General features: G+C 50.0%; 26 protein-coding genes. 21 read left to right on the plus strand and 5 right to left on the minus strand.

Features of this window, described 5'->3' with window-relative positions:
• Nucleotides 1–32 precede the first annotated feature (32 nt).
• Both dnaN and dnaA read right to left on the minus strand, forming a co-directional pair.
• Nucleotides 33–1,133 carry a DNA polymerase III subunit beta gene (dnaN, locus tag L2731_RS13625; protein WP_239853839.1) on the minus strand — a complete coding sequence of 367 codons (1,101 nt, stop codon included), beginning with the start codon at nt 1,131–1,133 and terminating at the stop codon, nt 33–35.
• A 20-nt stretch (nt 1,134–1,153) separates the two neighbouring features.
• Entirely contained in the window at nt 1,154–2,536 is a 1,383-nt protein-coding gene (gene dnaA / locus L2731_RS13630) for a chromosomal replication initiator protein DnaA (RefSeq protein WP_249253649.1), read from the minus strand.
• 442 nt (nt 2,537–2,978) lie between these two features.
• Here dnaA and rpmH point away from each other — a divergent pair, with 442 nt between their 5' ends.
• The 5 genes from rpmH (at nt 2,979) to mnmE (ending at nt 6,807) form a co-directional block, all read left to right on the plus strand.
• Nucleotides 2,979–3,116 carry a 50S ribosomal protein L34 gene (gene rpmH, locus L2731_RS13635; RefSeq protein ID WP_011867659.1) on the plus strand — a complete coding sequence of 46 codons (138 nt, stop codon included), beginning with the start codon at nt 2,979–2,981 and terminating at the stop codon, nt 3,114–3,116.
• Between the two features lie 15 nt (nt 3,117–3,131).
• Nucleotides 3,132–3,488 carry a ribonuclease P protein component gene (gene rnpA, locus L2731_RS13640; protein WP_152619114.1) on the plus strand — a complete coding sequence of 119 codons (357 nt, stop codon included), beginning with the start codon at nt 3,132–3,134 and terminating at the stop codon, nt 3,486–3,488.
• A complete protein-coding gene (gene yidD, locus L2731_RS13645; RefSeq protein WP_011867657.1) occupies nt 3,455–3,709 on the plus strand; it encodes a membrane protein insertion efficiency factor YidD in 255 nt (84 codons plus the stop codon). Before rnpA ends, yidD begins: the two co-directional genes overlap by 34 nt.
• A 3-nt stretch (nt 3,710–3,712) precedes the next feature.
• Nucleotides 3,713–5,341, plus strand: a complete 1,629-nt coding sequence (yidC, locus tag L2731_RS13650) for a membrane protein insertase YidC (RefSeq protein ID WP_249253651.1) — start codon at nt 3,713–3,715, stop codon at nt 5,339–5,341.
• Nucleotides 5,342–5,445: 104 nt separating this feature from the next.
• The gene (gene mnmE, locus L2731_RS13655) at nt 5,446–6,807 is read left to right on the plus strand and encodes a tRNA uridine-5-carboxymethylaminomethyl(34) synthesis GTPase MnmE (protein WP_249253653.1); all 1,362 of its coding nucleotides are present in this window, start codon (nt 5,446–5,448) and stop codon (nt 6,805–6,807) included.
• Between the two features lie 400 nt (nt 6,808–7,207).
• On the opposite strand, the gene L2731_RS13660 is transcribed toward mnmE, so the two are convergent.
• Both L2731_RS13660 and L2731_RS13665 read right to left on the minus strand, forming a co-directional pair.
• Nucleotides 7,208–9,658, minus strand: coding sequence for a helicase-related protein (locus tag L2731_RS13660; protein ID WP_249253655.1), 2,451 nt, complete (start codon nt 9,656–9,658; stop codon nt 7,208–7,210).
• A 93-nt stretch (nt 9,659–9,751) separates the two neighbouring features.
• Complete coding sequence (locus L2731_RS13665) at nt 9,752–10,450, minus strand: sulfotransferase (protein WP_249253657.1); 699 nt, start codon at nt 10,448–10,450, stop codon at nt 9,752–9,754.
• 224 nt (nt 10,451–10,674) lie between these two features.
• Between L2731_RS13665 and L2731_RS13670 the strand changes: the two genes are divergently transcribed.
• Nucleotides 10,675–11,316, plus strand: a complete 642-nt coding sequence (locus L2731_RS13670) for a LysE family translocator (protein ID WP_249253659.1) — start codon at nt 10,675–10,677, stop codon at nt 11,314–11,316.
• A 37-nt stretch (nt 11,317–11,353) separates the two neighbouring features.
• On the opposite strand, the gene L2731_RS13675 is transcribed toward L2731_RS13670, so the two are convergent.
• Nucleotides 11,354–12,322 carry a nucleoside hydrolase gene (locus L2731_RS13675; protein WP_249253662.1) on the minus strand — a complete coding sequence of 323 codons (969 nt, stop codon included), beginning with the start codon at nt 12,320–12,322 and terminating at the stop codon, nt 11,354–11,356.
• A 204-nt stretch (nt 12,323–12,526) separates the two neighbouring features.
• Between L2731_RS13675 and ubiG the strand changes: the two genes are divergently transcribed.
• The 15 genes from ubiG (at nt 12,527) to L2731_RS13750 (ending at nt 26,162) form a co-directional block, all read left to right on the plus strand.
• On the plus strand, nt 12,527–13,309 hold the full coding sequence (gene ubiG, locus L2731_RS13680; RefSeq protein ID WP_249253664.1) for a bifunctional 2-polyprenyl-6-hydroxyphenol methylase/3-demethylubiquinol 3-O-methyltransferase UbiG: 783 nt from the start codon (nt 12,527–12,529) through the stop codon (nt 13,307–13,309).
• A 246-nt stretch (nt 13,310–13,555) separates the two neighbouring features.
• Nucleotides 13,556–13,996, plus strand: coding sequence for an FMN-binding protein MioC (gene mioC, locus L2731_RS13685; protein WP_239882165.1), 441 nt, complete (start codon nt 13,556–13,558; stop codon nt 13,994–13,996).
• A 479-nt stretch (nt 13,997–14,475) separates the two neighbouring features.
• Nucleotides 14,476–16,365 (plus strand): tRNA uridine-5-carboxymethylaminomethyl(34) synthesis enzyme MnmG, encoded by a 1,890-nt coding sequence (mnmG, locus tag L2731_RS13690; RefSeq protein WP_249253666.1) that lies wholly within the window; start codon nt 14,476–14,478, stop codon nt 16,363–16,365.
• A 102-nt stretch (nt 16,366–16,467) separates the two neighbouring features.
• Nucleotides 16,468–17,091 carry a 16S rRNA (guanine(527)-N(7))-methyltransferase RsmG gene (gene rsmG, locus L2731_RS13695; RefSeq protein WP_249253668.1) on the plus strand — a complete coding sequence of 208 codons (624 nt, stop codon included), beginning with the start codon at nt 16,468–16,470 and terminating at the stop codon, nt 17,089–17,091.
• Between the two features lie 259 nt (nt 17,092–17,350).
• Nucleotides 17,351–18,139 carry a ParA family protein gene (locus L2731_RS13700; RefSeq protein WP_041509601.1) on the plus strand — a complete coding sequence of 263 codons (789 nt, stop codon included), beginning with the start codon at nt 17,351–17,353 and terminating at the stop codon, nt 18,137–18,139.
• Nucleotides 18,140–18,149: 10 nt separating this feature from the next.
• Nucleotides 18,150–19,028 carry a ParB/RepB/Spo0J family partition protein gene (locus L2731_RS13705; protein WP_249253670.1) on the plus strand — a complete coding sequence of 293 codons (879 nt, stop codon included), beginning with the start codon at nt 18,150–18,152 and terminating at the stop codon, nt 19,026–19,028.
• Between the two features lie 225 nt (nt 19,029–19,253).
• Nucleotides 19,254–19,637, plus strand: a complete 384-nt coding sequence (locus L2731_RS13710; RefSeq protein ID WP_249253672.1) for an ATP synthase subunit I — start codon at nt 19,254–19,256, stop codon at nt 19,635–19,637.
• Nucleotides 19,638–19,649: 12 nt separating this feature from the next.
• Nucleotides 19,650–20,444: a F0F1 ATP synthase subunit A gene (gene atpB / locus L2731_RS13715; protein WP_041509600.1), complete on the plus strand. Its 795-nt coding sequence runs from the start codon at nt 19,650–19,652 to the stop codon at nt 20,442–20,444.
• Between the two features lie 70 nt (nt 20,445–20,514).
• Nucleotides 20,515–20,766 (plus strand): F0F1 ATP synthase subunit C, encoded by a 252-nt coding sequence (atpE, locus tag L2731_RS13720; RefSeq protein ID WP_011639455.1) that lies wholly within the window; start codon nt 20,515–20,517, stop codon nt 20,764–20,766.
• 37 nt (nt 20,767–20,803) lie between these two features.
• Nucleotides 20,804–21,274 (plus strand): F0F1 ATP synthase subunit B, encoded by a 471-nt coding sequence (gene atpF / locus L2731_RS13725; protein WP_041509599.1) that lies wholly within the window; start codon nt 20,804–20,806, stop codon nt 21,272–21,274.
• Between the two features lie 14 nt (nt 21,275–21,288).
• Nucleotides 21,289–21,822, plus strand: a complete 534-nt coding sequence (gene atpH, locus L2731_RS13730; protein ID WP_041509598.1) for a F0F1 ATP synthase subunit delta — start codon at nt 21,289–21,291, stop codon at nt 21,820–21,822.
• A 14-nt stretch (nt 21,823–21,836) separates the two neighbouring features.
• Nucleotides 21,837–23,378, plus strand: a complete 1,542-nt coding sequence (gene atpA / locus L2731_RS13735; RefSeq protein ID WP_041509597.1) for a F0F1 ATP synthase subunit alpha — start codon at nt 21,837–21,839, stop codon at nt 23,376–23,378.
• Between the two features lie 49 nt (nt 23,379–23,427).
• Nucleotides 23,428–24,288 carry a F0F1 ATP synthase subunit gamma gene (atpG, locus tag L2731_RS13740; RefSeq protein ID WP_041509596.1) on the plus strand — a complete coding sequence of 287 codons (861 nt, stop codon included), beginning with the start codon at nt 23,428–23,430 and terminating at the stop codon, nt 24,286–24,288.
• A gap of 35 nt (nt 24,289–24,323) precedes the next feature.
• On the plus strand, nt 24,324–25,700 hold the full coding sequence (gene atpD, locus L2731_RS13745) for a F0F1 ATP synthase subunit beta (RefSeq protein WP_041509595.1): 1,377 nt from the start codon (nt 24,324–24,326) through the stop codon (nt 25,698–25,700).
• Between the two features lie 33 nt (nt 25,701–25,733).
• Complete coding sequence (locus L2731_RS13750) at nt 25,734–26,162, plus strand: F0F1 ATP synthase subunit epsilon (RefSeq protein ID WP_011867635.1); 429 nt, start codon at nt 25,734–25,736, stop codon at nt 26,160–26,162.
• Nucleotides 26,163–26,244 lie beyond the last annotated feature (82 nt).

Raw genomic sequence — 26,244 nt, forward strand, 5'->3', positions numbered from 1 at the left:
GGCACGCCCTTGTGGGCGTGCACAGCTTAAGACTAGAGTCGCATCGGCATCACGACGTACATGGAATCTTCTTCGACGTGATTTTCGATCAGGGCACTGGAGTTACCATCGATCAGCGTGATACGCACATCATCCGATGGCAGGTTGTTGAGCACGTCCAGCAGATAACTGACGTTAAAGCCGATCTCCAGGGGCGCGTTGTCATATTCGATATCGAGAATCTCTTCCGCTTCTTCCTGCTCTGGGTTATTCGCGGTGATCTTAATCAGATTCTGTTCTAACTGAACGCGCACACCACGGAACTTCTCGTTGGAGAGGATCGAGGCGCGCAACAGCGCCTGCTTGAGCTGATTACGGCTGGCGATAACTATCTTGTCACCGCCCTTAGGCAGCACGCGGCGATAATCCGGGAAGCGACCATCCACCAGCTTACTGGTAAACACGGCGCTCTGAGTCGTCGCACGAATAGCATTCTCACCGATAGCCAGGGTGACATCGAGATCTTCACCCTCGAACAGGCGCTGGAGCTCCAACACGCCTTTACGCGGCACGATCACCTGCTTCTCGGGCAGAGAATCTTCTACCATGCGATGGCTCAGGGCCAGACGGTGACCGTCCGTCGCGATGGCGCGCAGCACATTGCCTTCGGTTTCAAGCAGCAAACCATTCAGGTAGTAACGTACATCCTGGTTAGCCATGGAAAACTGAGTGGCATCGATGAGGGACTTGAGGGTGCCCTGCTTGAGGGTAAATTCGATGTCGGCCTGGAAGGCATCCACATTGGGATACTCTTCTGCCGGTAGGGTCGCCAGGGTAAAGCGGCTGCGACCCGAACGTAGCAAGAGGCGATTGTCCTGCTGCTCAATTTTTAATTCGACTTGATCGGGAAGTGACTTGACGATATCGAGAAATTTCTTCGCCGGTACTGTGGTACGGCCCTCTTGGACCTCGCCTTGCAGCTGTGCCTGGCCGACTAACTCGACCTCTAAATCGGTACCGGTCAACTTAAGTGAGTGACCACTTACTTCAACTAAAAGGTTTGCCAGAATTGGTAAATTATGTCGTCTCTCCACCGCCCCACTCACGAGTTGAAGCGGCTTTAATAGGGCATCCCTATCAATTGAAAATTTCATCAGTTTCAATTTCCCAGAGTTTATGAAGATAGCGTACGGATTAAGTTAGCATAATCTTCTTTAATGTCATGACTTTCTTCACGTAGCTGGGCAATTTTGCGACAGGCGTGTAGCACTGTCGTATGATCACGGCCACCAAAGGCATCGCCAATCTCAGGCAGACTCTGGTTAGTTAATTCTTTCGACAATGCCATCGCCATCTGTCTCGGTCTGGCGACGCTGCGTGAGCGACGCTTCGACAGCATGTCGGCCATCTTGATCTTATAGTATTCAGCTACGGTTTTCTGAATGTTATCTATAGTGACCAATTTTTCCTGCAGAGCCAAGAGATCTCTTAGGGCTTCACGCACAAAATCGATAGTGATCGGACGTCCGGTAAAGTTAGCGTTGGCAATCACCCTATTCAGCGCGCCTTCCAGCTCACGTACGTTTGATCTCAGACGCTTGGCGATAAAGAAAGCCACCTCGTCAGGCAGGTTAATGCCACTCTCCTGCGCCTTACGCATCAGGATCGCCACACGGGTTTCTAACTCAGGCGGCTCGATGGCTACCGTCAGACCCCAGCCGAAGCGAGACTTGAGACGATCTTCCACCCCATCGATCTCCTTAGGATAACGATCTGAGGTCAGGATCACCTGATGATTACCTTCTAACAAGGCGTTGAAGGTGTGGAAGAACTCTTCCTGGGATCTGTCTTTGTTGGCAAAGAATTGAATATCATCGATAAACAGCGCATCGACGCTACGGTAGTAGCGCTTAAACTCTTCGATCGCATTGTTCTGCAGTGCCTTCACCATGTCTTGCACGAAACGCTCTGAGTGCATATAGACCACCTTGGCATCGGGCTTATTCTTGATGATGCCATTACCCACGGCGTGCAATAGGTGAGTCTTACCAAGACCCGTTCCACCGTAGAGGAACAGAGGGTTATAGGCCCCCCCCGGGTTTTCTGACACCTGCAAGGCAGCCGCCTTACCCAGCTGGTTCGACTTACCCTCGACGAAGTTATCAAACTGATAGGTAGGGTTGATGTTACTTCTATGATTGGCCGTAACCGCAGGTTCGTTACTGTTAAATGACGGCTTGCTTGGGGACTTGCTGGCCGCGGGCGCAACTGGGCTCTTGGTCAAGGCAGCCGGCGCTGCCGGTTTGCTCACCGGGCGGCTACCAATGTCGAAACGTAGTTTAGGGGCGTCACTGCCCATCTGTTCGGTAAAGAACTGATTGATGGTATTAAGGTACTTGTCTCTCACCCAATCGAGTACGAATCGATTCGGTGCATAGAGCACTAGAGTTTCCCCGTCCATTTCGGCTTGTAACGGTCTGATCCACATGCTGAATTGCTGAGCGGAAAGCTCGTCCTGTAGTCGTCCGATACATTGCTGCCAAAGTGAAACCGCCACGTACTTATCCCCAAAAGATCATACAAAAGAGGTGTATTCTATAGCGAGATCACTAGGATCGCTATCCTTTAAATAGATTTATCCCCAGTAAGATCATCTTTATTTATTTACACAGATCCAAAACGATCCTTATCGATCAAAATAATCTGACAAAGCAGTAAACTCAGCTTTATTAAGCGATCCAGATCGATCTATAATTGGCGACCTTCGATCTGGCTAATGATCACTAGATCCACAAGATGTAGTGGCCATTCACAGAGTTATCCACATTAGATAGTGTGTAAGGATGACAAGATAGGAAGATTTAGAGGCAGATTTTACCCACTTGACGGTTTTGCATGTTGACGGGCTTAACTAAAGTGATTACAATTCGGCCTCTTTTTTGCCCTTACCTCTTTTATAGGGATAAGGTTTATTCACCTAACAAAGACGGATTGCCATAATGAGTAAACGTACTTTTCAACCTAGCAACCTGAAGCGCAAGCGTTCTCACGGCTTCCGCGCTCGTATGGCTACTGTTGGTGGCCGTAAGGTTATCGCACGTCGTCGTGCAAAAGGTCGCGCTCGTCTTTCTGCTTAATAAGTAGAAATGCAAGTGACCAGCTATACCTTTACGCGGGAGTTACGTCTGTTAACTCCCGCGCAATTCAAATCTGTATTCTCCAATCCCATCAAAGCTTCTTCAGCTGAAATAACCTTACTCGCCATCCCTAATGAGCTACAGCATCCTCGTATTGGATTAACTGTTGCAAAGCGTTATGTTAAGCGAGCCAATCAGCGCAACCGAGTTAAACGTATCATCCGCGATAATTTTCGTTTGCACCAACACGAATTACCGCCACTCGATATTGTCGTGCTCGTCAGAAACGGCGTATTGGATATGGATAATGCAGCATTGCACAAACTGGTAGAGAAGTTATGGCGCAAGCTCAGTCGCCGTTACAATGGCTAGCCACTAAGCTGATCCGAGGCTACCAAATCTTTATCAGCCCTATACTGGGGCCAAAGTGCCGTTTTCACCCCACATGTTCCAATTACGCGCTCGAAGCGATTCGATTGCACGGATTTGTGAAAGGGAGTTGGTTTGCAGGGAAACGCGTATTAAAATGTCACCCTTTACATCCGGGCGGAGAAGATCCCGTCCCTCCAAAAAATAACAGGTGTAATAAATAGGCTATGGAATCTCAACGCAATATATTGCTCATCGGTCTGCTTTTTGTCAGCTTTTTGCTGTGGCAGCAATGGCAAACAGACAAAAATCCGCAACCGGTTGCCACTGAATCTTCAGTTGTAGCTTCAACCGTCACAGATGCGCACAGTGCTGACGTTCCTGATGCCGACGCTGCTCTTCCCGAAGCAGTGGCCGCCTCTAAAGAACTCATTAGTGTCACAACTGACCAACTGACCCTGAAAATTAACCCAGTGGGTGGCGATATCGTCTACTCTGCGCTGGTGGGTCATAAGCTAGAGCAAGACAAGGAAGAACCTTTCGTCCTGCTACAGCAAACCAAAGATATCTACTACATCTCTCAGAGTGGTCTTATTGGCCGCAACGGTATCGATAGCAGCGCTAAGGGCCGTGCTCACTTTACCAGCCAATCTCAAGCCTACAGCCTAGCCGATGGCCAGGATATCTTGGAGATCCCACTGAGCTATGTTGCCGACAACGGCGTGACCTATACCAAGGTGTTCACCCTGCACAGAGGCAAGTTCGATGTAGGCGTAGAATACCGCATCAACAACACCTCAGCAGAGCAGCTTCAGGTGCAGATGTATGGCCAGATCAAGCACAGCATCAAGAAGAGCGAAAGCAGCATGATGATGCCGACTTATCGTGGCGCCGCCTTCTCAACGGCAGATACTCGCTACGAGAAGTACAGCTTCGAAGATATGGCTGACAAGAACCTGGACAAGAAGACGCTTGGTGGTTGGGCGGCAATGCTGCAACACTACTTCGTATCAGCCTGGGTACCACCAGCCAACGATCAAAACACCATCTTCTCTAGCGTAAGCGCTGGCGGCCTGGCCAATATCGGTTTCCGTGGTGCCGTGTATGATATCGCACCGGGTACAGAGCAGACTATCAGTGCCCAATTCTACGTAGGTCCTAAGGATCAAGAGGCCCTATCGGCCATTTCTGAATCCCTGAACCTGGTAGTCGATTACGGCTTCCTATGGTGGCTGGCTATCCCAATCCACTGGTTATTGATGTTCTATCAGTCTTTCGTGGGTAACTGGGGTGTAGCAATCATCCTAATCACTCTGACCGTACGTGGTATGTTGTACCCGCTGACTAAGGCGCAATACACCTCTATGGCCAAGATGCGTAACCTGCAACCTAAGCTGCAGGAGATGAAAGAGCGCTTCGGCGATGACCGTCAGAAGATGGGTCAGGCCATGATGGAACTGTACAAGAAAGAGAAAGTGAACCCTATGGGTGGCTGTCTGCCTATCTTGCTGCAGATGCCTATCTTCATCGCACTCTACTGGGTACTGCTGGAAAGCTACGAGCTGCGTCACGCGCCATTCATGCTATGGATCACCGACCTATCGGTACAAGATCCATACTATGTACTGCCGCTATTGATGGGTGCTTCTATGTTCGCGATGCAGAAGATGCAGCCTATGGCACCGACCATGGATCCTATGCAACAGAAGATGATGCAGTGGATGCCGATGATCTTTACCGTCTTCTTCCTCTGGTTCCCAGCGGGTCTGGTGCTTTACTGGTTGGTCGGTAACTTGGTAGCCATCACCCAGCAGAAGATCATCTATGCCGGTTTGGAGAAAAAAGGGTTAAAATAACCTCTAGCTCCAACTAATGAGAAAGCGGTCGGATACTTTGTATTGACCGCTTTTTGCTTTTTAATGAAGACAACTTTCACTCCATCAGCGCAGGAAACACAGTAATGACGACAGATACTATCGTGGCACAAGCAACCGCACCAGGCCGCGGCGGCGTAGGTATCATAAGGGTCTCTGGCGACAAGACCAGCGACGTAGCCATGGCCGTACTAGGGCATCTGCCTAAGGTTCGTTATGCCGACTACTGTGACTTCAAAGACGCCGATGGTGCCGTGATAGACCAGGGCATCGCCCTCTACTTCAAGGGCCCTAACTCTTTCACCGGCGAAGATGTCCTCGAGCTGCAGGGCCACGGTGGCCAGGTGGTACTCGACATGCTGATCAGACGCGTCATGGATGTCGAGGGTGTACGCATCGCCAAGCCTGGCGAATTCAGCGAGCAAGCCTTCTTGAACGATAAACTGGATCTGACTCAGGCCGAGGCGATTGCCGATCTTATCGATGCCACCAGCGAACAGGCGGCCAAGAGCGCCCTTCACTCGCTACAGGGTGAGTTCTCCACTCAGGTACACGAGCTGGTGGAGCAGGTCACCAACCTGCGTCTCTATGTGGAAGCCGCAATAGACTTTCCCGACGAGGAGGTAGACTTCCTCTCAGATGGCAAGATTGCCGGCTCGCTCAGCAGAATCATCACTAAACTCGACTCTGTGCAATCCAGCGCCAAGCAAGGCGCCATCATACGCGAAGGGATGAAGGTGGTGATCGCCGGTCGTCCCAACGCGGGCAAATCTAGCCTGCTCAATGCCCTCGCAGGTAAAGAGTCGGCCATTGTCACCGAAATTGCCGGTACCACCCGCGACGTACTGCGCGAACATATCCATCTCGACGGCATGCCGCTGCACATCATAGACACGGCCGGCCTACGCGATACCACAGACACGGTAGAGCAGATAGGAATAGAACGCGCCTGGGCCGAGATAGACACCGCAGATCAGGTACTCTTTATGGTTGATGGCACCACCACGGACGCTGTCGATCCCCATGATATCTGGCCAGATTTTATTGACCGCCTACCCAAAAACTTAGGGGTTACTGTGGTGCGTAACAAAGCCGACCTCACAGGCGAGGCACTCGATGCTACCGACGAGCAGGGCCATAAGGTATTCCGCCTGTCTGCCAAGACAGGTTCGGGCGTGGAGGAGCTCAAGGCGCACCTTAAGTCCCTGATGGGCTATCAGAGCAATCTCGAAGGGGGCTTCCTGGCCCGTCGTCGCCACCTTGAAGCGTTAGAACTCGCCAGCAGTCATCTGGCACTCGGTCAGGAACAGTTAGAGGTCTATCAAGCGGGTGAACTCCTGGCAGAAGAGCTTCGCATGTGTCAACTAGCGCTCTCGGAAATCACCGGAAAGTTCACCTCAGACGATCTCCTTGGCAAGATCTTCGGCTCATTCTGTATCGGCAAGTAAGCATACTTATTGCACTCTTATTGCACTATAGATGAGCGTTTTTCAAACAGTCATTTATGAAGCCCAAGCCCGATAGCTGAAAGCAGCGGCTTTTGCGGTATACGGAGAAGATAATTTAAACAAGCAGAGAAAGATCCCGGCGGGATCTTTCCTCATTTTGGTGCATAAACATCCAAGATGGCGATCGAATTAATCAACAGAGATATCAACAAGTAATTCACTTGGCGATCAAAATTGGTGCATAACTCCTAGTTAAAGCTAATTTATTGATTATATTTAATTTTTGTTCTTGCTTATTTTACACTCTGCTAAATTTCGATCCCGCAATGGGATCGAAAGTAAAAAGTTATACTCAAAAGCATGTCATGAATTTTGAATAAGATCTTTAAGGATCGAACCGCTAGTTGACCTCTACCACCCGACTGGCTTTCTTATACTTGACCCGCCAGCCCTGCCAGCGCGGCAATTCCCAACGTTTGGGGCCAGATTTTCGCTGCCCACTCAGGTACTCACACACCACCCACTTCCCCTTGATCTGATAACTGACACTGAGTTTAAGATCCGCCAGCGTCAACTGCATTGGGTAAACCAGATCGAAGTCTTGCCGCAACCAGTCGGGGATCCCCGCAAACTCAAGATCCCCTACCTCAATAAGCTCAAGATCGGCTAGTGTTTCGATGCCTAGGCTCGACAGCCGCTGCGCCAAAAATGTCTCCAATGTCTGGGGCTTGGGTACAGGTAAGGCGATACCACAGGCCTTAGCCTCCTCATAACCACCAAGCTCGAGCCAGATGTTCCAGGCCGCAATATCCTGTGCTAGACGCTCACCAAGACCGGGAAACAACAGATTCTCGACAATACTCTTGATGATGGAGGGGATAACCTCTTGCGCCTTTATCTTCTCACGGCGCGTCTCTATCACCCTGCCTGCATAGCGTCGCTCGATACGCACCTCATCTGGGCTCAGCTGCTCGGCGACACTGTCTTCACCCAGTCCAGCCTGCAACAAGGTATCTAAGGTTATCGGCGCCATACAGAGTGCCAGATTGATAGTCTGTTTCACGCCACGACCTGCGGTCACATGTTGATCAAACACCACGGCCGCCATTGGCGACGACTTGTCCTTGTCTGTTGGGCCGAAACGAGACTCCCGGCCAATAAGCACTTCACTCAAGCCATTCCCGAGCGCCTGTTGACGCTTAAGCCGACAGATATAGGCGAGTTCGGGCTGGGCACGCATCACCGCAAGCAGCCAGTTACGCCTAAGTAGTGAGTCAGTAAGGTCAGCCTTAGAAAGAGCAGTGAGCCGCAGCGCCCCGCGGATCTGCCCGGCCAAGTGTCTGGCCTCGGCTATCGCCTGATGATTAATATCTTTAAGCGGGATCTCATCGGCTTGCTCATTACTCCTAACTAGCTTGATCAAGCAATAGGCATCGCAGCCAAAAGGCTCCCATTGCGACAGCCTGTGCCGCTCATATTCATCATTGGGCAGCCGATAGAGACGCCCCGGCGTGGCCAAGGCTGCGGCCAGGTCTATCATCAAATCCAGGCAGTTGTCGTCAGGCATGACGCTAATCAAATGGGCAAATAGCGTATCTATGGGAAGCGGAAACAGACGCCGCCCATGGTAGGTGGCACGGCCCGCAGCATCCAATGCCCCCATGGCGATTAATCTCTCCTTCGCCAATTGCAGTGACCTCTCCGGCAGAGGATCGACAAAATCCAGCTGCGCCAAGTTGGCACCGGCACAGGCTGCCGCCAGCATGGGCTCGACGAGCTCCTCCCGCCTTAGCTCAGGCGGAGTGTTCGCCAGCAAAGGCGCCGCCCGTCCCCAGAGACGGATACAGATACCCGCCTGAACGCGCCCGGCCCTGCCCATACGCTGATTGCTACTGGCCTTGGAAATATGAGACAGGGACAAGACGGTACGACCATTGCGCTGATGCGTGCGGCGCTCCAATCCTGAGTCGATCACCGCGGTCACACCGGGAATGGTCAGGGAGGTCTCGGCAATATTGGTGGCAAAGATCACCCTGCGATGCTCGCCAGTCTGTAGCACCTTGGCCTGTTCCAGGGCATCTATGCCACCATGTAGCGGCAGCAGAGTGATATGTCCATCGACTTCGGCGAGTGGCGCCCGGCTGGCCTGTATCGCAGATAAGATCTCCCCCTTGCCCGGCAAAAAGACCAATATATCTCCCTGGGTCGACGCCAGGGCTTGCTGCAACGCGGGGATCAGGCGCTGCTCTAACCCACGCATATCCGGCAGATGATGACTCTCTCTTGCCAGGTAGCTTAGTTCCACGTGAAACTTCTTTCCCTCAGCCCTCAGGCTGATGGCATTAACATCATGGTTATCAGATAGATAGTCAGCAATCGCCCTACCCGCTATGGTAGCCGAGGTGATGATCAGCCTATGGAGCCCTCTGGCCTTAAGCAGCGCAAGAAGCAAATCGGTATCCCAACGACGCTCATGAAACTCATCGATCATCACGGTATCAAAATCGCCAAGGCTGGCCATGTCGCCAGACAACCAGCGCAGGGCGATGCCCGGCGTGACGAAGGCAATTTGGGTTTCGGTCGTTATGGTGCAATCGAAACGGATGGCGTAGCCGACCCTTAAATCCGTCAGGCCTTGCACATATTCAGCCAGTGCCAAACATGCCACCCGCCTAGGTTCCACCACCAATACTCGGGGACGCCTCCCCTGCTCGTCGGGTTCGGCGCACCACAGAGGCAGTCGGGTAGACTTACCCGAGCCCGTATCGGATTCGATCACCAGATGATGCCCTGAATAGGCAGCTTTAAACTCGGTGTAGAGGGTATCGATTGGTAGAAATGGATTCGTCATGGCAACAGTTATCGGTAAATTATTCACCCAGAATAATAACCCACTGCAGACCCGAAACGAAAACCACCTTAGTTAAACAATCACTGATACAAATTAAACTTTGTAATTGAAATACTTACGATTTTCTGGCCCAGCCAGGTTACTGCTTATCTTTCGCTCGTGCTTATATTCATCCCAGCTGGCCACATTTCGGCCCCGATTAAGATGGGGAAACGCTTGCTGATGGCTGACAACCAGGGGATCGACACCGATGAAGTTAGCTAATTGCGACAAACTCTGGGGGTGATCCAGCTGCAGGCTCAAAAACTGCTGCGTCATCGCCTGACTTTGATGAAAATAATCAAATACCTGCTGCTTATGCGCCAGATAACAAGTCTTTAAATGCTCGGCATCCATGGGATTCGCCACTCGATAGATGCCAAAGGTATGGCCAAAACTGCGCTTGAGCAGCGGGTGAAAACGCCCTCGTTTCTCATCCAAATGCACCAGCATTCGGCCGAGTAGCATCTGCATCGAAGGCACCCAGGCATCTAGTGGCCGATCCAGATAAACAAATTTGGCGTCAGGATAGAGACGATGCAACTGACGATAATCGCTGAAACAGGGGGCATCGGAAACCGCGTCGGCGAGCATGACAGCCTGCTTGGTAAATGCCTGATGCGCCACCTTGAGTCCCATCTCTAGCATGGCAACACTGACGCTGGTGGTGCCGGTACGTGGCAATCCTATGATGAAGGTTTTACTCGCAGGTCTTACTTGACGATCCGTCGATGTAGGCTGGTGAGAATTCATAGAGATGGCTCGGGACAAATAGCTCGTGAGAAATAGGGGGGCAGTATAATGAAAAGAGCTGGGCAGGAAAACAGGCGCTAGCGACCATAGACAGTACCTATCAAGCGTAAAGCTTAGCTGCCAACGAGATAGCGGCTTTAACTAACAGATCACTGTTAATCTAACACTAACCCTGTACAATCCGCGCCTTGTTTGACCCTAGACGGCATATTTGTACACGCACCATGATAGATCTGGCACTACTCCCCCTCTACTTAACCACGGTAATCGCCCTACTCTTGATCCCAGGGCCCGACATGCTACTGATCGCCAGCTCGAGTCTCAGCTATGGTAAAAAGGTGGGCGTCTATGCCAGCTTCGGTAATGCCACCTCAGGATTGATCTTGACCCTGTTGGCGGCATTGGGTGTCTCTGCGCTGATCGCACTCAACCCGGTAGCACTCGAAGTGTTAAGGATCGCCGGCGGCCTCTACTTACTGAAGATGGGCTGGGACTGCATGCGCGCCGCCCCGAGCCAGGCACCAGAAATTGCTGGGCAGAATAAATTAGCCAGGCAGCTCTACCGCCGCGCGGTGATCAGCAACCTGTTAAACCCCAAGGCCCTGATCTTCTTCGTGTTGTTTTTACCTCAGTTTGTCTCCAGCCAACTGACAGCCAGCTCGGCGGAGCAGATGCTGGCCCTGGGATTGCTACTCAACCTCATGGGACTCAGCTTCAATCTCTTGCTGGTGGCCCTGGTTGGCAGCTTAGGCAAGAATCTGCTTAACAATGAGAAGTTCAGAGCCAATCAGAACAAGTTCATGGGGCTTATCTTCTTCGTCCTGGCCATCTGGCTACTGGCCTCACAGCTACAGAGCATAGGCTAAGGCGCTTCACGCCGGCATTAGCCCACTCTTACCATAATCAACGCTTGCCATAGTCCACTAGGGTGTCCCAATAAAGGGCGAGTAATCGCTTGTCCTCCACTGCCACCCCGATGCGCTGAGACGGCTTGTCCTGCCACTCATCGTGGGGATACGGGCGGCCATCAAATTTCTGTATGGTATGGCCTTCGGCCGGCCCATCTGTGACCACACGTACCGGGCCCTCTCGCAGGGTAAACAGGCTCTTATCGATCACATAGGCGATGGCCGATGGATCATGCACATGGCAGCCTTCCAGCCCCAACTTCTGGGAATAAAACTTGAGGTAGAAGCGGCTAATCTTCCAGATAAATTCACCCGGCTCCCCGGCCGCACCGTGCAGTTCATCGAGATATTGGCGGGTAAAGAAACTCTGCTGCGTCACATCCAGGCCTATGATGGTCGTTGGCCAACGCGCCGTGAAGACCAGATCCGCCGCATGGGGATCGTCATGGATATTGGCCTCGGCATAGGGCGTCACGTTACCTCTGTGGCCGTTGACACCGAAGGCGCCGCCCATCACCACCACCTCTTTCACCAGATCCACTATATCCGGCGCCGCCTTAAGGGCGAGGGCCAAATTAGTCAGCGGCCCAACCGCTACCAGGGTGATCTCGCCGGGCTGAGATCGCACACTATCTATGATGTATTGATAGGCGGGTCTTGGATCGGCCTTAAGATCTTCTATCTTAGGCGCATGAAAGTCACCAAATCCCGTTTCACCATGGACTATGGTTGTCGCCCCGACCGGCGGCCGCTCAAGCGGTTTGTCTGCACCTTTAACCACATCGGCCTTAAGCGAATATTTCTTTTTTAAAAACAGCGCATTTGCCGTGGCATTTTCTATTGTCGCGTTACCATAAACGCAGGTGATCGCTTCGAGGGAGATATCGGGATGCGCCTCGGCAAACAAGATGGCCATGGCATCGTCTATGCCAGGATCTGTATCTAAAATAATTTTCTGTACCATGATCTTCACTTCCTTGAACAGACGTATAAAGTGACACAAGCTTAGCCTGCTCCCGGACAAACTAACGTGATCCAGCTTTTAGCTCATCAAAGTCACAGGGAGCATCACCTATAATGCAGTGATAAATAGCGGTTCTCCTGTTTTTAGACTAGATGCTTAGACTCGAGTAGCCGCCTTTATCGCCACAGACTAAGGCATTAGCCCATGTTAGACAAAAGCCAACTGAGCCGCTTCAAGACCAAGATAGACAGCCAAACGGAGATCGCCAAGTTCGATGCCCTGGCGAAGGAGTGGCGCGATCCCCGAGGTAAATTTAAGCATGTGCTCGGCTTTAACCAGACACGCCTCACGGCCATAGAAGATCAAATAGCCAGCCACTTTAACCGCGATCTCACCCAGGACATCCCCTTCGATGGGCTTTCGCTTTTAGATATCGGCTGCGGCGTCGGCCTCTTGTGTGAACCCTTAGCCAGCCAGGGCGCCCAGGTCACAGGAATAGATGCCAGCGAACACAACATCACCCTGGCCTGTCGCCACGCCAACAGCTGGTCAATTCCCATAGATTATCGCCACTGCTTAGCCAGCGATCTGCCAGGGGATCAGCCTCAATATGATGTGATCTTAAATACCGAGGTGATAGAACATGTGGAGGATCAGGCCGCGCTGGTGGCCACCTGTTGCCATCTGTTAAAACCAGGCGGTCTCTTAGTGATGGCGACCCTTAATCGCACCCTGAGATCTTATATCATTGGCATAGTGGGCGCCGAGTACATCATGCGCTACCTGCCCATAGGCACACACGACTGGCACCATTTCGTTACTCCGAAGGAGCTAGACGAGATGCTCACTCCCCACGGACTGTCGACTAAGGCTGTCGAGGGAATGGTCTTTAATCCCTTCACCCGCCGCTGGAAGCTGTCCAGCAATTCGGCGGTCAATTATCTACTCTACGCCAGCAAGCCCCCTTCAGGGCTTCTAGAAGCCTAAGCCCTTTCAGCTCGCGAAATAAGCGATGCAGAGAAGACCGCTAACGATAATTGACTTATGATGGCTGCAATCTGCAACTGACAGCATTAGCTGTCTGGTTAGTGTCTGTTTATCTGTCTGGTTTATCTTGCTCAATCAAGGCGCGTTTTGCGCAAGTTGAGAGCCATGAAACATAGTTGCACTATGTGAATAGCAAACGTTCAGGTCAACAGGAGCCGAGTTAACCATTTGAATTTAGGAAATATAATGGCAAAAATTGAACTTATTGTCGGCACCACTCTAGGAAGCGCAGAGTATGTCGCCGACGAGTTAGCCGCCCAATTGGAAGATCAGGGCCACGAAACCCAGGTACATCTAAAGGCAGAACTGAGCGATCTGGATCCCAAGAGCCTGTGGTTGATCGTCTCATCGACACATGGCGCTGGCGATCTACCCGACAATATCCAGCCATTTTTCGATGAGATAGACAGCAAAAAACCGGATCTGAGCCGAACCAAATACGCCTTATGCGCCATCGGCGATTCGAGTTACGACACCTTTTGTCAGGGCCCGGAGAAACTGATTGAAGCGATGGAAAATTGCGGTGCACAAGTCTATGTGGATAAGATCCAGATCGATGTGCAATATGATCCCATCCCCGAAGAGCCCGCTCAAGCATGGTTGAGCAGCTGGCAAGATAAACTTTAGATCCCCTCCCCCGTAATCAAAGCGATCTCACCCACAGATTAGATCTACCTTATCCACAAATTGCGATCTTAAATGATAAATATGTGGATAAGGTATTATTTTGATCTGATCTAACTCTGCATTATTCAACCCCTATCGACGAGTAAGATCTGCATTGTGGATAAGTAAGGGATCTACCCACAAGCTTATTTCATTTAGATCGCGATCAGATCACAGGATCGAATGGATGTTATCTATTGATTTTAAATGATAAATAGACTTACCCACAGAAGATCGCGATCCTAATAGTAAACATAACAAAAGATCTATATAAAGATCTTAAGATCTATAAGCCAGATCCTTTGGCGATCGAAAGGCCTAAATTGATCTTTCACCTATGGCTTTCCAGATGCTAAAATACTCGGCTACTCGATGAGTAACTCTGTCCGATCTCGGGGCAGTATCATTTTTATTTTCGATATAGGTTTTAAGGTAATCTGATGCATTTTCATGAGCGGTTTGATGTAATTGTTGTTGGCGGTGGTCATGCAGGAACCGAAGCAGCATTGGCATCTGCTAGGATGGGATCCAAGACATTATTGTTAACCCATAATATCGATACCTTAGGCCAGATGTCCTGTAACCCGGCAATTGGTGGTATTGGTAAGGGTCACCTTGTTAAGGAGATCGATGCCTTAGGTGGCGCCATGGCCACTGCAACCGATCATGCCGGTATTCAATTTCGTACCTTAAACTCGAGTAAAGGCCCTGCGGTGCGTGCAACCCGTGCCCAAGCGGATCGCGCCCTCTATCGCGCCAAGATCCAACAGATCCTGCAAAATCAGCCTAATTTACGCCTGTTCCAACAATCGGTAGACGATCTAATCGTTGAGAATGATCGTGTTATCGGGGTCGTTACTCAGATGGGACTCGCCTTCGAGGCGCCTGCTATCGTACTGACTGCGGGAACATTTTTGAGCGGTAAGATTCATATTGGTCTGGAGAATTACAGCGGTGGGCGTGCCGGCGATCCACCATCGATCTCCCTTGCCGATCGTTTACGTGAATTACCGATTCGTGTTGGCCGCCTGAAAACCGGTACGCCACCGCGTATCGACGCCAACACGATTAATTTCGATCTCATGACTGAGCAGAAAGGTGACGACCCCTTACCTGTGATGTCTTTTATCGGTGACGTCAAAGATCATCCTAAGCAGATCTCCTGTTTTATTACCCATACCAATGAGCGCACCCATGAGATCATTCGTGGTGGCTTAGACAGAAGCCCTATGTACTCAGGGGTGATCGAAGGGATAGGCCCGCGCTACTGCCCTTCTATCGAAGATAAGATCAACCGTTTCGCCGATAAGAGTTCGCATCAGATCTTTATCGAACCTGAAGGCTTGAACACCAACGAGATCTACCCTAACGGGATCTCCACCAGCCTGCCTTTCGATGTACAGCTGAATCTGGTGCGCTCAATTCAGGGGATGGAAAACGCCGAGATCATTCGTCCGGGTTACGCCATCGAATATGATTATTTCGATCCGAGAGATCTTAAAAACTCTTTAGAAACCAAAGCAATTTCAGGTTTATTCTTCGCCGGTCAAATCAACGGTACCACGGGCTACGAAGAAGCCGGTGCCCAAGGTCTGTTGGCGGGCATGAATGCCTCATTGCAGGTACAGGGCAAAGAAGCCTGGTGTCCGCGTCGTGACGAGGCGTATCTCGGGGTATTGGTAGACGATCTGTCGACCCTAGGCACCAAAGAACCTTACCGTATGTTCACCAGCCGCGCCGAGTACCGTTTGTTGCTGCGTGAAGACAATGCCGATCTGCGTCTCACCGAGAAAGGCCGCGAGTTAGGACTGGTGGATGACGATCGCTGGGCTAAGTTCAATGCCAAACGTGAATCGATCGAGCTTGAATTACAGCGTCTGCGTAGCCAGTGGATCCACCCTAATTCGCCACTGGTCGATGCGCTTAACCCGCATCTTAAGACGCCAATCACCCGCGAAGCCACCTTCGAGGAACTGCTGCGCAGACCCGAGCTGGATTACCCCAAGCTGATGAGTGTAGAGGGTTTTGGTCCGGCCATCGAAGATCAACGCGCCGCTGAGCAGGTGCAGATCCAGGTGAAATACTCGGGTTATATCCAGCGTCAGCAAGACGAGATCGACAAGGCGATTCGCCACGAGAAGACCGGACTGCCACAAGATCTCGACTATCAAGAGGTACCAGGTCTCTCCAACGAGGTGATCGCCAAGCTTAACGATCATAAGCCGGATACCGTAGGTCAGGCCTCGCGTATCTCGGGGGTCACGCCGGCGGCTATCTCGATCCTCTTAGTTCACCTGAAGAAACGTGGCCTGCTCAGAAAGAGCGCCTAAATCACTAAAAAATCTATTTTGATGACCGGGATGGGAGGTCTAACACTTCCCATCCCTGCGACTCGGCTTCATAATATCCCATTGTTTATCGAGGATACCCCAGTGTTAGCAGCCCAATTAGACAGCTATCTTGCCGACATGCAGATGACGGCTACCCCTAAGCAGAAGCAACAATTGCTTGATTTTGTTGCCATGCTTGCCAAGTGGAACAAGGCCTACAACCTGACATCTGTACGGGATCCCGAGCAGATGTTGATCCGTCATATCATGGACAGCCTGGCGGCCAGCCCTCATCTGGTGGGTGAGCGATTTATCGATGTGGGAACCGGGCCAGGCCTTCCAGGGATCCCGCTGGCCATCATGAATCCAGATAAAGAGTTTGTGTTGCTCGACAGCCTGGGCAAGCGGATTCGTTTTCAAAAACAGGTTCAATTTGAGCTGGCGATAGGTAATATTAGTTCGGTCGAGAGCCGGGTCGAAGCCTATCAACCCGAAGAGAAGTTTGATGGCGTGCTCAGTCGCGCCTTTGCGTCGATTCAGGACATGTTGCAGTGGTGCCACCATCTGCCAAAGCCCACAGGCTGTTTTTACGCCTTGAAGGGGCAATTGAGCGATGAAGAGATGGCGAACATGCCCGAAGGATTCGAGCTGACAGATGTCTTCGAACTGCGCGTACCTCGCCTAGACGAACAGCGCCACCTGCTACGGGTGGTCAAAGCGGCTTAGTCCCCTGGGTTAAGAGTTGCATTATTTAACCAGTTCAAGCAATTTGATGAAGCGTTTTATACCAATCACAGTAAGTATTTGATCAGAAATAGCGCAGGAAAAACGCTTGAGAACAAAGCAAGATTTTTAGATAAGTAGTTATTCTACAATTAAAAATATTAATGTAGTTATCGAGCGTTTTAACAAGCTAGAATGATCAATTATTTATTACGATTGGTATTACTATCTAATCGAAGAACGTGATAGACAGGATGATATTGTGGGTAAAGTGATAGCCGTGGCCAACCAGAAAGGTGGCGTCGGAAAAACAACAACTTGTGTGAACTTAGCGGCCTCTCTGGCTGCCACCAAGCGAAAAGTGTTGCTTATCGATCTTGATCCTCAAGGTAATGCGACTATGGGGAGCGGCGTAGACAAGTACAGCGTCGAAAACACCGCCTATGAACTCTTGGTCGAGGAAAAGTCGGTGGATGAGGTGGTCTATCGCGACACTGCCGGCAAATACGATTTGATCGCCGGCAATGGTGATGTGACCGCGGCCGAGATCAAGTTGATGGAGTTCTTTGCCCGGGAGATCCGCCTGCGTAACGCCCTGGCTCCGGTCAAAGATTACTATGATTTTATCTTCATCGATTGCCCGCCTTCGCTGAACATGCTGACGGTTAACGCTATGTCGGCTGCCGATTCGGTGTTAGTACCGATGCAGTGTGAATATTATGCGCTGGAGGGATTGACCGCCCTGATGGATACCATCAGCAAGCTGGCGGCCATGGTGAACCCAGGGCTTTCCATCGAAGGGATTCTGCGTACCATGTACGATCCCCGTAACCGACTCGCCAACGACGTGTCGGATCAGTTAAAACAGCATTTTGGCGATAAAGTTTATCGCACAGTGATCCCGCGTAACGTGAGGCTAGCCGAGGCGCCAAGCTTTGGTGCGCCCGCTATGTATTACGATAAGTCCAGCGCCGGTGCCAAGGCATACCTGGCGTTGGCAGGCGAGATCATTAGACGCGCTGAGCAGCATACTCAGTTAGAGCAAGCTTAAGGAAAAACAGATGACACCCAAGAAACGTGGTCTAGGCAAAGGATTAGACGCACTGTTAAGCACTAGCCATGCGGCGGTAAAACAGGCCCCGACTCAAGAGGCCGAGCCGAGCAACAATGAAGAGCTCAAGATGATTGCCCTGGATCTGCTGCAGCCAGGCAAATATCAGCCCCGTAAGGATATGTCACCCGAAGCGCTTGAGGAGCTGGCAGAGTCTATTAAGACCCAGGGGATCATTCAGCCTATCGTGGTGCGCAAGGTGTCGGACCAGGGTTATGAGATCATCGCCGGTGAGCGTCGTTGGCGTGCATCACAATTGGCCAAGCTCGACAAGGTTCCCTGCATCGTCAAACAGGTACCGGACGAGGCCGCCGGTGTTATCGCCTTAATCGAGAACATTCAGCGTGAAGATCTCAACGCGATGGAAGAGGCTATTGCACTTGAGCGTCTGATCAAAGAGTTCGATCTGACTCATCAACAAACCGCCGATGCCGTGGGTAAGTCACGCACGACTGTATCAAATCTTTTACGTTTGAATGGCTTAGAAGAGCCAGTTAAGCGTATGCTCGAGTATGGTGACATCGATATGGGTCATGCCCGAGCCCTGCTCGCATTACCTGGAGATGAGCAAACCAACCTGGCCAGAGTCGTGATAGCCAAAGAACTAACTGTTCGTGAAACTGAACGATTAGTGAATAAAACCTTAAATCCACCTGAAATTGTCGATAAACCCGCAAAAGATCAGGATGTCGCCCGCCTGGAGAGCCAATTAATTGAAAAATTAGGGGCAAAAGTTTCCATTAGCCATAACAAAAAAGGCAAGGGCAAAATGGTAATTAACTATCAAAATTTGGCTGAATTGGATGGTATTATTGAGAAAATCCGTTAATTAGCCCAAGTTAACGTAATATTATGTAACTTTGTGACATCTGTTAATCTTTCACTTTTAGACTTTTGGCGTAGATCACGTTAAAAGTCCCTATTTTTACTTACCTTGAACTTGCTTTGAATGTGCGAAAAGGTATACTTTCGCAAGCTTTTTGTACCTCTAAGATGGCCTGATAATTTGTCGTCCGGTCATAGAAACAAAAAGTAAGAATGCGGAGAAGATGAATTGAGCAAGGTTTTAGCACGTCGTGGCCGGTGGTCTGCCTATAAATTGGTGTTGATGCAGGCGGCGATGGCTGGGGGTGTTTCGATTGTCTTTTTCGCCGTGTGGGGAGCTCAGTACGGACTGTCTGCGTTAGCAGGTGGCGCCATTGCTGTACTCCCTAATTTTGTATTCGCGACCCTCGCTTTTTCCCATACGGGAGCAAGTTCAGCAGGAAAAGTAATGAAAACTTTTTACTGGGGGGAAGCGGTAAAGTTGCTGTTAACCATAGCAATGTTTTCGCTGGTGTTTATCAATCTAAAAGTGGTCTTTATGCCGCTTTTTGTTTGTTATATCTCGGCGCTAATAGTGCATTGGACAGCTCCTTTATACTTCAAGCAAAGTTAAGTGGGATGAATCATGGCTGCAACTGGTGAAGCGTTAACACCGCAGGGCTATATCCAGCACCACCTTACCAACTTACACGTTGGTGAAGGCTTCTGGACATGGCACATTGATTCGTTGTTCTTTTCGGTTGGGCTTGGTGTTCTATTCTTGTGGCTATTCCGCAGCGTTGGCAAGAAGGCAACGACAGGTGTTCCCGGTAAGCTTCAATGCTTTATCGAGATGATCGTTGAATTCGTCGATGGCAGCGTGAAGGAAACCTTCCATGGCCGCAATCCTGTTATTGCTCCGTTGGCACTAACGATTTTTGTGTGGGTATTCATGATGAACTTCATGGATATGATTCCAGTTGACTGGATTCCTGAGCTGGCAGCTGCTGCCGGTATCCCATACATGAAAGTGGTTCCAACGACCGACCTAAACATCACCTTCAGCTTAGCTATCGGTGTGTTTGTGCTGATTATCTACTACAGCATCAAGGTCAAGGGCGTTTCAGGCTTTGTTAAAGAACTGACATTACAGCCTTTTAACCATAAGGCAATGATACCCGTCAACCTCCTATTAGAGTCGGTTACCCTCATCGCTAAGCCTATTTCATTGGCATTGCGTCTGTTCGGTAACTTGTACGCAGGTGAGTTGATCTTCATCCTTATTGCGCTGATGTATGGTGCTAACTTGGCGTTATCTACCCTAGGTGTGACTCTACAACTAGGTTGGTTAATCTTCCATATTTTGGTTATCACTCTGCAGGCGTTTATCTTCATGATGCTGACGATCGTATATCTCAGCATGGCGCATGAAGATCATTAAGGGTTGCTGAAGAAATTTTTTTTAAGCTAAATCACAAACTAACTAAAGATTTAGAATATTGGAGATAGAGATGGAAACTGTATTAGGCATGACAGCTATCGCTGTTGCTCTACTGATTGGTATGGGTGCTCTAGGTACCGCTATCGGTTTCGGCCTACTAGGTGGCAAGTTCTTGGAAGGCGCTGCGCGTCAACCAGAAATGGCTCCTATGCTACAAGTTAAGATGTTCATTGTTGCTGGTCTATTGGATGCGGTAACCATGATCGGTGTAGGTATTGCACTATTTATGCTGTTTACTAACCCACTGGGTGCAATGCTGTAATCAACGCTTCTGTCTTTAATCTAAATAGGAGGCTGTTGTGAATATCAACGCTACCCTAATCGGTCAGACGGTTGCCTTTATTATCTTCGTGTGGTTCTGCATGAAGTTTGTTTGGCCCCCTTTGATGAATGCCATCGAAGAGCGCCAAAAAAGGATCGCCGACGGTCTAGCTGATGCTGATCGTGCTGTAAAAGACCTAGAGTTGGCACAGGCGAAAGCCACTGACCAACTAAAAGAAGCTAAGGCAACTGCTAACGAAATCATTGAGCAAGCTAATAAGCGTAAAGCTCAGATTGTCGATGAGGCCAAAGCCGAAGCAGACGCTGAGCGTGCGAAAATCATCGCTCAGGGTAAAGCAGAAATTGAAGCTGAACGTAATCGCGTGAAAGAAGACCTGCGTAAGCAAGTCGCTGCCCTGGCTATCGCCGGTGCAGAGAAGATCCTTGAGCGTTCGATTGATGAAGCCGCCCACAGTGACATAGTTAACAAACTAGTTGCTGAAATTTGATTAGGGAGTGAGTTATGGCTGAATTAAGCACCATCGCTCGTCCTTACGCAAAGGCAGCATTTGACTATGCTATTGAGAAAAATGCAGTAGAAAGCTGGGCACAAATGCTTAGCTTTGCCGCTCAAGTCAGTGAAAACGAGACGATGAAGCCGCTGCTGTCTGGTGCTCTCGCGAGCAGCCAGCTTGCCGACCTTTTCATTAAGGTATGTGGTGAGCAGATCAATGAGCAAGGTCAAAATCTGATAAAGGTAATGGCTGAAAACGGTCGTTTGGAAGTACTTCCTGCTGTATATGAACTCTTTCATGAGTTCAGCAACGAGTGGGCGAAAGAGGTTGAAGCAACTGTTGTTTCTGCCACTGAGCTTAGCGCAGAGCAACAGCAACAAATTAGTGCTTCTCTAGAAAAACGTCTCACACGCAAAGTTAAGCTGAATTGCAGCGTAGATGCCAGCCTGGTGGCTGGTGTAATCATCACGGCAGGTGACCTGGTCATAGATGGCTCGGTCAGCGGTAAACTAAACCGTCTGTCTGATAAGCTGCAGTCGTAATTGGGAGTTTGAGCATGCAACTGAATTCCACTGAAATCAGCGATCTGATTAAACAGCGGATCGAGCAGTTCGAAGTCGTTAGTGAAGCTCGCAACGAAGGTACTATCGTTGCAGTGAGCGACGGCATTATTCGCGTTCACGGCCTTGCCGATGTAATGCAAGGTGAGATGATCGAACTGCCTGGTAACCGTTATGCGATCGCGTTGAACTTAGAACGTGATTCTGTCGGTGCCGTAGTTATGGGTCCTTATGCCGATCTGGCAGAAGGCCAAAAAGTTAAGACAACTGGTCGTATCTTGGAAGTGCCTGTTGGTCGTGGTCTACTAGGCCGCGTCGTTAACACTCTGGGCCAACCAATCGACGGTAAAGGACCTATCGACAACGATGGTTTCTCTCCTGTTGAAGTGATCGCACCAGGCGTTATTGAACGTAAGTCGGTTGATCAGCCAGTACAAACTGGTTATAAAGCCGTTGACTCTATGATCCCAATCGGTCGTGGTCAGCGTGAGCTGGTCATCGGTGACCGTCAGACTGGTAAGACAGCACTGGCGATCGATGCCATCATCAACCAAAAAGATTCAGGCATTAAGTGTGTATACGTAGCGGTAGGCCAGAAGGCTTCTACCATCGCTAACGTGGTACGCAAACTTGAAGAACACGGCGCACTGGCTAACACAGTGGTTGTTGTGGCTACAGCTTCTGAAGCTGCGGCGCTACAATACCTGGCTCCGTACTCAGGTTGTTCAATGGGTGAATACTTCCGTGATCGTGGTGAAGATGCGCTGATTGTATATGATGATCTTTCTAAGCAAGCTGTTGCTTACCGTCAGATCTCATTGCTACTGAAGCGTCCACCAGGACGTGAAGCATACCCAGGTGATGTTTTCTATCTTCACTCTCGTCTACTTGAACGTGCTTCACGCGTTAACGCTGAGTACGTTGAGAAGTTCACTAATGGCGAAGTTAAGGGCAAAACTGGCTCTTTGACTGCACTGCCTATTATTGAAACTCAAGCGGGTGACGTATCTGCATTCGTACCGACCAACGTAATTTCGATTACCGATGGTCAGATCTTCCTTGAAACTGACCTATTCAACTCAGGCCTACGTCCTGCGGTTAACCCAGGTATTTCGGTTTCTCGTGTTGGTGGTGCGGCTCAGACTAAGATCATCAAGAAACTGTCAGGCGGTATCCGTACTGCACTTGCACAGTATCGAGAGCTTGCAGCGTTCTCTCAGTTTGCATCTGACCTTGACGATGCAACTCGTGCTCAGCTTGAGCATGGTGAGCGTGTTACCGAACTCATGAAGCAGAAGCAATACGCGCCAATGAGCGTAGCCGACCAGTCTGTGTCTATTTTCGCAGCTGAAAAAGGTTACCTAAAAGGCGTTGAGCTGAACAAGATCGGTGATTTCGAAGCTTCTTTGCTCTCTTACATGAACAGCGAGCATGCTGACCTAATGAAGACTATCAACGAGACTGGCGACTACAACGCCGACATCGAAGGTGGTTTGAAGGCTGGCCTCGACAAGTTCGTAGAAACCCAAACCTGGTAAAGACACGGAGGTGTCTTAAGGCACCTCAGGTCCAGATTGGAGAGTAAAGATGGCCGGCGCTAAAGAGATTAAAACCAAGATCGCGAGTGTTCAGAACACTCAGAAGATCACATCCGCGATGGAGATGGTTGCAGCCAGCAAAATGCGCAAGGCGCAGGAACGCATGGCAGCGAGCCGTCCATACGCGGAAAATATGCGTAAGGTGATCGGTCACGTGGCGCAGGGTTCTCTCGAATATAAGCATCCATATTTGGAAGTGAGAGAAGCCAAGCGAGTTGGTTACATTGTTGTGTCAACCGACCGTGGTCTTTGTGGTGGTCTTAACGTCAACCTATTTAAGAAGGTTGTCGCGGACGTGAAGAAGCAGCGTGAAGCTGGAGCGGAAGTTGAATTCTGCCCAATCGGTGCACGCAGCGTACAATTCTTCAACAGCTTTGGCGGAAAAGTGTCTGCTCACACGTCAGGACTCGGCGATGCTCCTAAGCTCGCTGACCTGATCGGAACAGTACGCGTAATGCTAAAAGCATACAACGAAGGCACGCTAGACCGTCTGTATGTGGTATTCAATAAGTTTGTGAACACCATGAGCCAGACGCCTGTGATCGAACAGCTGCTACCTTTGCCTAAGTCAGAAGATGATGAGATCGCTCACCACTGGGACTACCTATACGAGCCAGATCCAAAAGAACTTTTGGAAACCTTATTGGTTCGTTATGTGGAGTCGCAAGTGTATCAAGGTGTTGTTGAAAACATCGCATCAGAGCAGGCAGCCCGTATGGTTGCTATGAAGGCTGCGACAGACAACGCTGGTGAACTTATCGATGACTTGCAGTTGGTCTACAACAAGGCCCGTCAGGCTGCGATTACGCAGGAACTGTCGGAAATTGTTTCTGGTGCCGCTGCGGTTTAGGCTGGGTAACGAATACAAGTTTTAGAGGATTAATCATGAGCACAGGTACTGTTGTCCAAGTAATTGGCGCGGTTGTGGACGTTGAGTTTCCACATGATGCCGTACCTCAGGTCTATGACGCTCTAGAGATCAAAAGTGAAGGCTTGGTGCTGGAAGTTCAGCAGCAGCTTGGTGGTGGTGTAGTTCGTACCATCGCTATGGGTTCTTCTGATGGTCTGCGTCGTGGTATCGAGGTAGTAAACACAGGTTCACCTATTACTGTTCCGGTTGGGAGTGCAACTCTTGGCCGTATCATGAACGTACTAGGTCAGCCAGTTGATGAAGCGGGTGAAATCGGTGAAGAAGAGCGTTATGAAATTCACCGTGAAGCGCCTTCATATGAAGATCAATCAAACACCACTGAACTTTTAGAGACTGGTATCAAGGTAATCGACCTTGTATGTCCGTTTGCTAAGGGTGGTAAAGTAGGTCTGTTTGGTGGTGCGGGTGTTGGTAAGACAGTTAACATGATGGAACTGATCAACAACATCGCTAAAGCACACTCTGGTTTGTCAGTATTCGCCGGTGTAGGTGAGCGTACTCGTGAGGGTAACGACTTCTACTACGAGATGGAAGAATCTGGCGTACTCGACAAAGTGGCCATGGTTTATGGTCAGATGAACGAGCCTCCAGGAAACCGTCTTCGCGTGGCACTGACCGGTCTGACTATGGCTGAGAAGTTCCGTGACGAAGGTAAAGACGTACTATTGTTCGTCGATAACATCTATCGTTACACCTTGGCGGGTACCGAAGTATCTGCACTGCTAGGCCGTATGCCATCAGCGGTAGGTTACCAGCCAACACTGGCTGAAGAGATGGGTGTTCTTCAGGAGCGTATTACCTCTACCAAGACAGGGTCTATTACCTCTGTTCAGGCGGTATACGTACCTGCGGATGACTTGACGGATCCGTCACCAGCAACAACCTTCGCTCACTTGGATGCGACCGTTGTATTGTCACGTAACATTGCTTCTCTGGGTATCTACCCAGCGGTTGACCCACTGGATTCGACTTCACGTCAGCTAGATCCACAGGTTGTTGGCCAAGAGCACTATGACGTAGCAAGTGGTGTACAGAACGTACTACAGCGCTATAAAGAGCTGAAAGACATCATCGCGATTCTGGGTATGGACGAACTATCTGATGAAGATAAGACTACCGTTGCCCGTGCGCGTAAGATTGAAAAATATCTTTCTCAGCCATTCTTCGTAGCAGAAGTATTCACCGGTTCTCCAGGTAAGTACGTTTCCCTTAAAGACACTATCCGTGGCTTTAAAGGTCTATTGGAAGGTGAGTTCGACCACATTCCAGAGCAAGCGTTCTACATGGCAGGTTCAATCGACGAAGTTATCGAGCGAGCTAACAAAAAATAATCAGGCATTAGCTTGATATTTTAAGGAGAACGGATGGCAGCCATGACAGTACAACTTGATATTGTAAGCGCAGAAAGCAGCATCTTTTCGGGTCTAGTAGCACACCTACAAGTCTCAGGTGCTGAGGGTGATTTAGGCGTTATGCCTGGCCACGCGCCTCTGCTTACGCATATCAAACCTGGCATGGCGCGCATCGTCAAGCAAGATGGTAAAGAGGAAGTGTTTTACCTTTCGGGTGGTATCCTGGAAGTACAACCTTTCTCAGTATCCGTATTGGCTGACGTAGTATTGCGTGCCGAAGAGATTGATGAGCAGGCAGCCGTAGAAGCCAAGCGTCGTGCAGAAGCCCATATGGCTAACGCTGGCGCAGACTTTAACTATGCCGCTGCAGCGATTGAATTAGCTCAGGCTATCGCTCAATTGCGCGTTGTAGAGACCATCAAGAAGAACATTGCCAGATAAGGTTATTGTTTGATGATAAAAGGCGGAAACCGCGAGGTGACCGCCTTTTTTGTATCTGTTTTCCTTCCCTAAATCTTCTATT

The organism is Shewanella aquimarina (assembly GCF_023349185.1).
Taxonomy (GTDB): Bacteria; Pseudomonadota; Gammaproteobacteria; order Enterobacterales; family Shewanellaceae; genus Shewanella; species Shewanella aquimarina.

What these genes read in the sequence shown, in the direction of transcription:
- mnmE (WP_249253653.1), top strand. Translation starts at nt 5,446, where the DNA reads ATGACGACAGATACTATCGTGGCACAAGCAACCGCACCAGGCCGCGGC.
- atpB (WP_041509600.1), top strand. Translation starts at nt 19,650, where the DNA reads ATGGCTGCAACTGGTGAAGCGTTAACACCGCAGGGCTATATCCAGCAC.
- atpE (WP_011639455.1), top strand. Translation starts at nt 20,515, where the DNA reads ATGGAAACTGTATTAGGCATGACAGCTATCGCTGTTGCTCTACTGATT.
- rpmH (WP_011867659.1), top strand. Translation starts at nt 2,979, where the DNA reads ATGAGTAAACGTACTTTTCAACCTAGCAACCTGAAGCGCAAGCGTTCT.
- yidC (WP_249253651.1), top strand. Translation starts at nt 3,713, where the DNA reads ATGGAATCTCAACGCAATATATTGCTCATCGGTCTGCTTTTTGTCAGC.
- L2731_RS13750 (WP_011867635.1), top strand. Translation starts at nt 25,734, where the DNA reads ATGGCAGCCATGACAGTACAACTTGATATTGTAAGCGCAGAAAGCAGC.
- L2731_RS13670 (WP_249253659.1), top strand. Translation starts at nt 10,675, where the DNA reads ATGATAGATCTGGCACTACTCCCCCTCTACTTAACCACGGTAATCGCC.
- L2731_RS13705 (WP_249253670.1), top strand. Translation starts at nt 18,150, where the DNA reads ATGACACCCAAGAAACGTGGTCTAGGCAAAGGATTAGACGCACTGTTA.
- yidD (WP_011867657.1), top strand. Translation starts at nt 3,455, where the DNA reads ATGGCGCAAGCTCAGTCGCCGTTACAATGGCTAGCCACTAAGCTGATC.
- dnaN (WP_239853839.1), bottom strand. Translation starts at nt 1,133, where the DNA reads ATGAAATTTTCAATTGATAGGGATGCCCTATTAAAGCCGCTTCAACTC.
- mnmG (WP_249253666.1), top strand. Translation starts at nt 14,476, where the DNA reads ATGCATTTTCATGAGCGGTTTGATGTAATTGTTGTTGGCGGTGGTCAT.
- L2731_RS13665 (WP_249253657.1), bottom strand. Translation starts at nt 10,450, where the DNA reads ATGAATTCTCACCAGCCTACATCGACGGATCGTCAAGTAAGACCTGCG.
- atpH (WP_041509598.1), top strand. Translation starts at nt 21,289, where the DNA reads ATGGCTGAATTAAGCACCATCGCTCGTCCTTACGCAAAGGCAGCATTT.
- atpD (WP_041509595.1), top strand. Translation starts at nt 24,324, where the DNA reads ATGAGCACAGGTACTGTTGTCCAAGTAATTGGCGCGGTTGTGGACGTT.
- ubiG (WP_249253664.1), top strand. Translation starts at nt 12,527, where the DNA reads ATGTTAGACAAAAGCCAACTGAGCCGCTTCAAGACCAAGATAGACAGC.
- mioC (WP_239882165.1), top strand. Translation starts at nt 13,556, where the DNA reads ATGGCAAAAATTGAACTTATTGTCGGCACCACTCTAGGAAGCGCAGAG.
- L2731_RS13660 (WP_249253655.1), bottom strand. Translation starts at nt 9,658, where the DNA reads ATGACGAATCCATTTCTACCAATCGATACCCTCTACACCGAGTTTAAA.
- atpA (WP_041509597.1), top strand. Translation starts at nt 21,837, where the DNA reads ATGCAACTGAATTCCACTGAAATCAGCGATCTGATTAAACAGCGGATC.
- L2731_RS13675 (WP_249253662.1), bottom strand. Translation starts at nt 12,322, where the DNA reads ATGGTACAGAAAATTATTTTAGATACAGATCCTGGCATAGACGATGCC.
- atpG (WP_041509596.1), top strand. Translation starts at nt 23,428, where the DNA reads ATGGCCGGCGCTAAAGAGATTAAAACCAAGATCGCGAGTGTTCAGAAC.